This window comes from Moraxella oblonga NBRC 102422 (assembly GCF_001598275.1).
In the GTDB taxonomy this organism is placed as follows: Bacteria; Pseudomonadota; Gammaproteobacteria; order Pseudomonadales; family Moraxellaceae; genus Moraxella; species Moraxella oblonga.
In genome coordinates this window covers 1-6,947 of sequence record NZ_BCYQ01000065.1, presented here as the reverse complement: position 1 = coordinate 6,947, position 6,947 = coordinate 1, and the positions used below count along the sequence as shown (strand labels likewise).

Below are 6,947 nucleotides of genomic sequence, written 5' to 3'. Positions count from 1 at the left end.
TTTGGTTTTTTTGGGTTAAAATTTTTAGAGATAACGTCCGAGTATGGCATTAATCGCAGATTCAGTTCGTAGGATGCGTCCCCCTAATGTGGCTGCCTCTATTCCAATGTTTTGTAGTAGTTGGATTTCGTAGGGAACAAATCCACCTTCCGCACCAATGATAATTACATTTGGTAAATTGTTTTTTATAATATAATTGTGTAATGTCATATTGGTATACGGATGTAAAACAAGAGATGGCTTGTGTTGAATAATGTTGGGTAATTTATCTTGCACAAAAGGCTTAAAGCGTTTTTCAAAAGCGATGGTGGGGGGTACAGTGTCTATGCCTTGTTGTAACCCTTCTAAAATAAACTCATCTACCTTGTTTAATAAGGGCGAACCCCAATAACTTTTATCAGTACGGGCACTATTGATAATGATGATATGAGAGACTCCAAAAGCGGTCATGTCCAACATTAGTCGCCTTAATGTTTTAGGGCGGGGCAATGCTAAAATTACTGTTACATCCAGTTTTGCAGGTGGTTTTTGGTTTAGTGTAATATCACTTAGATGACAAGTTGTGCCATCGAGGTGATGAATTTTTCCTGTGCCTATTTTGCCATATAATTGACCGATTTTTAATTCATCACCAACTTGAGCTTTTAGTACTGTATGGATATGATTGAGCTGAGTAGTGTTAGTAATAATGGCGGTATGTTTATCAACAAAAGCATGGGTAGGCAATACCAAAATATTCATTTGAGTAGCTCCATGACAATGTCAAATTGCTGTTTGTCAGCACCTTGTTTATCATGGGTGAGCGTTTGACCGTTTTTACCTGCATTTTTGGCGGATTGGGGGTTATCAAACCATTGTTTGACGGTGTTTAACGTATCAGAAATGTCGGTGGTTTGCACCAATGCGTTTACCTCCTTTAAACTTTCAACCAAATTTTTACAATTTTTAATACTCGGTCCCATGATGATGGGTTTGCCCAATGAAGCAGGTTCAATGGGGTTATGTCCGCCCATATCCACAAATGAACCGCCAACTAATGCTACGTCCGCCACACCATACCATTTGGTAAGCTCACCCATGCTGTCAGCGAGATAAATTTGAGTGGTATCGCTGATGTTTTCATCTTTGCTTTGTCTGTGCGTAGTTAAACCATATTCATCGCATAATTTGGCAACTTGCTCAAATCGCTCAGGGTGGCGTGGCACGATGATGAGTAGGGTATTAGGGTGGCTTGATAATAAACGTTTGTGAATCTCCAAAACTAGCTTTTCCTCACCGTCATGGGTGCTACCTGCAATCCAGATGGGGCGATTGAGTGTTGTTGAGCTGGTTGTTGTGGGGGTGTCACTACACCATTTGAGCGAGTTGGCGATACGGATTTTGTGGCTGTCGGCTCTAAGCTGACGAAAATATTTAGCACTTTGAGTATCTTGGGCGATGATGAGATTGATATTTTTCATCATACTTAGGCTAACTTGTTCAAATTTTTGATAACCCAAAAATGATTTTTCGCTCAAACGAGCGTTAATTAATGCCGATGGAATGTTTTCTTTAACCAACCCATATAACATGGTTGCCCAAAGCTCTGTTTCAATAAATAATGCCAATTTTGGGCGAACATGATGATAAAATGCCTTGACAATCGGAATGCTATCTACTGGCACAAAACTATGTTGGACGGTTTTGCCTATTTCATCAGCAAAGAGTATTTTGGCTCGGTCAAAACCTGTCTGTGTGGTGCTAGTAATCCACAGTCCATAACCATTTGCTAAAAACAATTTAAGCAAGGGATAGGCAGTATTTAACTCACCCAAAGAAACCGCATGACACCAAATAATGCCCTTTTCGCTTTGTGGTACAGTGGGGTATTGTTTACCAAAACGTTCATCTAATTCTCTGCCAAGTGTTGGTAATTTGGCAGATTTTCTTTTGACTTTCATGCGATAAAAAGGCATGGCAAGACGAATGAGTAAATGATAATAAAAAGGTGGTGGACTTGCTTTTTTTAGGACTGAATTCATGTTGGGTTATGAGAATATGGAAAATATGATGAGAATAATGATAATGAGTACCAAAAATACCACGCCCCATTTGATGTAACGCTGGTCGGAAATAACTTCGGCTCGGTAGTCTTCTTTGAGTAGCTCAACTTGATTCATATAAGCACAGATTTTTTTGGCTTCGGGGTGTCCGTTGTCAGCAGATTTTTTGAGCCAAAGCTCGCCCATTTCGGTTTGCATGGCAACACCACCATTGTCAGGTTGATAACCTTGATAGTATAGGCGACTTAGGAGTTTTTGGGCTCGTATGTCGTTTAGGTTGGCAGAGCGTTTGATAAGAGAAATGGCTTTGTTATTATCCACACCCACACCACGCCCCTCAAAATAATACAAGGCAAGGCGAATCATGGCGGTGGGGTTGTTTTGTTTGACCAATTCTACAAGGATTTTTAGGGCTTGAGTTCTTGTTTGAGTTTGTTTTTCGTTAAACTGAATGTCGCTTAGAGTTTTTCCTTGCTCCAATTCTTTGTTGATAAAATCATCAAATTTGCGTAGAACGCTCATCGCCTGTTGGTATTGCTGGTCATGGTCACTGGGCATGGGTAGGTTTACCAAATCTTGATGGATTTCATCAAATAACTTGGGCGTATGAGAAGCACGAGCTTTTTGCTTACGAACCGACAAGGGTGGCGTAGCACTGGGAGGTATTGTCGGTTTTGGGGTTGAAGTGTGTGTTTTGGTTGCCTGTACTTGCGGTTGGGTTGGCGGTATTGGTGCAACTGGTGTCGGTTTTGGGGTTGGTTGGGGGGGTGAAGCTGGGGTGGATTGGGGTTGTTCAAACAGGGCTTTGGCACGCTCGTCATTGATACGGACAAAGTTGTCTAAAAAGTCTGTGACTGCCCAATACAAACTGTCTTCGCTGGGTGTGGTGGCGGTGTTACCATCTGTTTGTAAAGCAAAGAATTGGCGGTCAATAGAGCCAAAAATTCTTGCACCGATGATGTTTAGGATAAATAGAGGTTGAGCGACTTTTTGCCCTGCCAAATTAAGTCCACTTGCTAAAAATGCCAAACCACAATAAAAGTCATCATACCCATCATTGTCAAGGGGGGCAGTTTCCATTTGGGCGAAATATTTGGCATAGATACGCCCAAAGGTTTTGTTGGTATAGCATTGAATTTGGTGGAACGTGAGTGTGTCTGCCAAAACATTTTTTAGGACTTGATGGGTGTGAAAAGCAACCATCACAAGGAGTTTGATAAATTGCTCGTGGTGTAGAAGTTGGCTCTCTTGGGCATCTCGTCTTGCTAAGTCGGATTTGACAGCCGATAAAAATACATCAAGCGTTTTTAGGCTGTCAAGCGTGGTATCAATGCCAGATTTGGTGATTAGACCTTGCTCTGTAAATAAGGCACGCAAACGGGACTCGTAAGCAAATTTGGGCTTGTCGGTGGCAGGGCTTGATAAGGATTGCCAAAGCGTTTGAACTTCTTTGTCAAACTCAAACCACACAAAATTTAGGGACTGGCTCATATTATCGGTCTGCGTTTAACATATTATTTAAAAATTCTAATACATTTTTGGAACTGACTTTATTTTTTAGGGCGATAAGTTGTGTTTCAACCATCACTTTATTAGCGTTCGTCAATGTATGCCAGCGAGCCAATGCTGAAAGTAGGCGAGAAGCAAGCACAGGATTAGTGCTATCAAGACGAGCTACCGCCGACAAATACAGCTCCATGCCATTCACCGTCCAAAGTTGGGTTGGTTTGTGAGTCAGCCCACCCAGTGTGGTGCGTACACGATTGGGTGTATTCCAATCATAATCTTCTCTTGTCATTAGATTTTTTATGAATGCAACATCACGGTTGTCTGAACTTGCTTGGGCACTAAACCACATATCAATCACCAAATCGTCATGTTGGTAAGTTTGATAAAATTCTCTCACACATTCATCAGCACAAGGCAAATCAAACTCAATCATTGCCTTTAATGCTCCCAACTGCTCACTCATGCAGGTGGCGTGGTCGTATTGGTGGCGAGTGCGGTCAGCCATATCAAGCCCTGCTGTGAGTGCCAGATTTAGCATGACATTGCGTAGCAGTCGTATGCCACGAGCATTGGGCGTGTCTTCGTAGGCTGTGATAGGTAGTCTGTCATACCATGTAGATAACTCATCTGCTAGGGCGTGGGCGATTTGGGTTTTGAGGGTGGTACGTTTTTGTTTGACAGTGATGGGGTTATAATCATGCTCAAACGCTACCGCAAGCTCACTTTCACTTGGTAAATCAAATAGGCGAGCGGTGAGCATGGGGTCGGTATGCATGAGCGTGGGAACAATGCGTTTTAGTGTATCCGTTAAAAGGTGAATGTTGTTTGACTTGTCAAACAATAATCTATCTACCAATATTTGCACTGCTTGCCATTGGTTGAAGCCCTCACTTTCAAATTCAACGATTTTAACCAAATCTTCATCGGTATAATCAAATTCCAACTTGACAGGAGCGGAAAAATTACGCAATACCGACACCACAGGGCGGACACCATCAAGACTTAGGTTTTCAAAGGTAAAGCTGTCATTGTCTTTGGTGAGTAGGAGGAGTTTTTGGGTGAGTAATTCGCCCGTTTGACCATGAAAAATCGCTATGTCTATCGGTATGGGCAGAGCTTTGGGTGTGTCAAACCCTGCGATGTGGCGAGTTTTTTGGTTAAAATGTAAGGTAACTGTATCGTCCACCACATCAAATCCACCAGACAATACAGGTGTGCCTGCTTGAGTGTACCATGCCAAAAAGTCCATGACACGACCATCACCTAAGCTCATGGCGGATAAAAAGTCTTCTATGGTAACGGCTTGTCCGTCATAACGGTTAAAATACTCGTCCGTACCCTGACGGAATTTATCCTTACCCAGTAGGGTGGCAATCATACGGACAATCTCCGCCCCCTTTTCATAAATGGTGGTGGTGTAGAAGTTGTTGATTTCAACAAAACTGTCAGGACGTACGGGGTGAGCAAGTACACCTGCGTCCTCAGCGAATTGGTGGGCTTGTAAAAATGCCACATCATCAATACGCTGAACGGCAGGCGAGCGATGACTGGCGGAGAAACTTTGGTCTCTAAATACGGTAAAGCCCTCTTTTAGACAAAGCTGAAACCAATCACGACAGGTGATGCGGTTGCCTGTCCAGTTGTGAAAATATTCGTGAGCGATGACAGCTTTGACATGAAAACTGCGTTCGTCTGTGGTGGTTTTTGGGCTAGACAACACGCACGAAGTGTTAAAGATGTTTAGACCTTTATTTTCCATCGCTCCCATGTTGAACTGACCTGTGGCAACTATCATGTAGCGGTCAAGGTCATAGGCACGTCCATAATGTTCTTCGTCCCAGCGCATGGCATCTTTTAGGGCTTGCATGGCAACATGGCATTTGTCAATGTCGGCAGGTATGGCGTAGATTTCTAGTAATACCTCACGCCCTTCTATGGTGGTATAGTGGTCTGTTAGAACCTGTAAATTGGCAATGACACACGCAAATAGATAGCTGGGTTTTTTGGTGGGGTCATGCCAAATAGCAAAATGGCGGTCGCCATCAAGTTCACCTTGCTCAACCAAATTGCCATTGGCGAGCAAAGTGGGAAATTTTTTGGGTGCTTCTACCCTTGTGGTATAAGTGGCGAGTACGTCTGGGCGGTCGGGGAAAAAGGTGATTTTGCGAAAGCCTTCTGGTTCGCATTGGGTAACAAACATCAGTTCATCATCTGCCCCTGATTGGTATAGCCCTTCTAAGGTAGTGTTGGTTTGGGGGGTGATTTTGACAAGCGTGTGAACGGTTGCCACGTCAGGGGCATTGATAATGGTCAGACTTTCGTTATTTAGTGTGTAATCATCTTTATCAAGTTTTTTGCCATTAACACTAATTTCAACAAGTTCAAGCTCACGCCCAAGTAGCACCAAATCGCCTGCATGCTCACGAGTCATGTTAAGCGTGCTTGATACGGTGGCATGGTCGTCAAATATACGAATATCTAGATAAATATCATCCACACGATAAGTTGGTAAAGTGTAGTCTTTAAGGTAGATTTTTTTGGGGACTTGATTGGTCATAATTTTGTAAAAATAACAATTTAACGCACCATATTACCAAAAAATAGCCCCAAAAAAAAGACCATTTTATCTACAAAATGATAGACAAAGCTTGTTTTGGGGGTTTTTCTATCAAAATGTCTAAAAAATTATCCAAAATCACTTGTAAATGTGAGTAAAGTTTGTCATTATATGAGTTAATTTTAACGGTTGTTTGCTAATGTTACAGTTTTGCAAACATTATCAAATAGACTGTTGTGTTTTTATTTATTTAAGGAGTTGTTATGCTTACTTCAAAAATGACAAAAGCCATCGTATTGGCTTTGACTGCAAGTACACTATTGGCGACTGGTTGTGCCAGCAAAAAACCAAAATCACAAGTTGTGGTTGCTCCATTGGGTGGTGGCTATGGTCAAGGTGGTTATCAAGGTGGTTCGTTGGTGGATAACGCTGATGCCATTCGTCAAGCGGCACAAGGCTTGCCAAATGTTGTGCATTTTGATTTTAACTCTGATGCCATCAAGCCCCAAGCCTCTGCCGTGCTAGACCGTCAAGCCCAATTCTTACTTGCCAACCAAGGAGCAAAAGTGGTGGTTGCAGGTCATACTGATGAGCGTGGCACTCGTGAATACAATATGTCTTTGGGTGAACGCCGTGCAGCGGCTGTGCGTGCTTACCTTGCGGGCAAAGGCGTGAGTGCTAGCAATGTAGAGATTATAAGTTTTGGTGAGGAGCAACCTGTTGCCACAGGCTCAAATGAAGCCTCATGGTCGCAAAACCGCCGTGCTGAGCTTTCTTACTAAGCCATCTTGCAGATTTTTTTGATAAAAAGCCCAAATTTTAAGATTTGGGTTTTTTTA

General features: G+C 42.6%; 5 protein-coding genes. 1 reads left to right on the top strand and 4 read right to left on the bottom strand.

Going from position 1 to position 6,947, the window contains the following annotated elements; translation table 11 throughout:
* Positions 1-24 precede the first annotated feature (24 nt).
* The 4 genes from MOB01S_RS11570 to pepN are packed head-to-tail and all read right to left on the bottom strand — an operon-like array spanning position 25 to position 6,108.
* Entirely contained in the window at positions 25-741 is a 717-nt protein-coding gene (locus MOB01S_RS11570; protein WP_066805633.1) for a 16S rRNA (uracil(1498)-N(3))-methyltransferase, read from the bottom strand.
* On the bottom strand, positions 738-2,021 hold the full coding sequence (locus MOB01S_RS11565) for a 3-deoxy-D-manno-octulosonic acid transferase (RefSeq protein WP_066805630.1): 1,284 nt from the start codon (positions 2,019-2,021) through the stop codon (positions 738-740). Before MOB01S_RS11565 ends, MOB01S_RS11570 begins: the two co-directional genes overlap by 4 nt.
* 6 nt (positions 2,022-2,027) lie before the next feature.
* On the bottom strand, positions 2,028-3,533 hold the full coding sequence (locus MOB01S_RS11560; protein ID WP_066805628.1) for a tetratricopeptide repeat protein: 1,506 nt from the start codon (positions 3,531-3,533) through the stop codon (positions 2,028-2,030).
* Between the two features lies 1 nt (position 3,534).
* On the bottom strand, positions 3,535-6,108 hold the full coding sequence (gene pepN, locus MOB01S_RS11555; protein ID WP_066805625.1) for an aminopeptidase N: 2,574 nt from the start codon (positions 6,106-6,108) through the stop codon (positions 3,535-3,537).
* A gap of 263 nt (positions 6,109-6,371) precedes the next feature.
* On the opposite strand from pepN, the gene pal reads away from it, so the two are divergent.
* Positions 6,372-6,890, top strand: a complete 519-nt coding sequence (pal, locus tag MOB01S_RS11550; RefSeq protein WP_066805622.1) for a peptidoglycan-associated lipoprotein Pal — start codon at positions 6,372-6,374, stop codon at positions 6,888-6,890.
* The last annotated feature ends 57 nt before the right edge of the window (positions 6,891-6,947 follow it).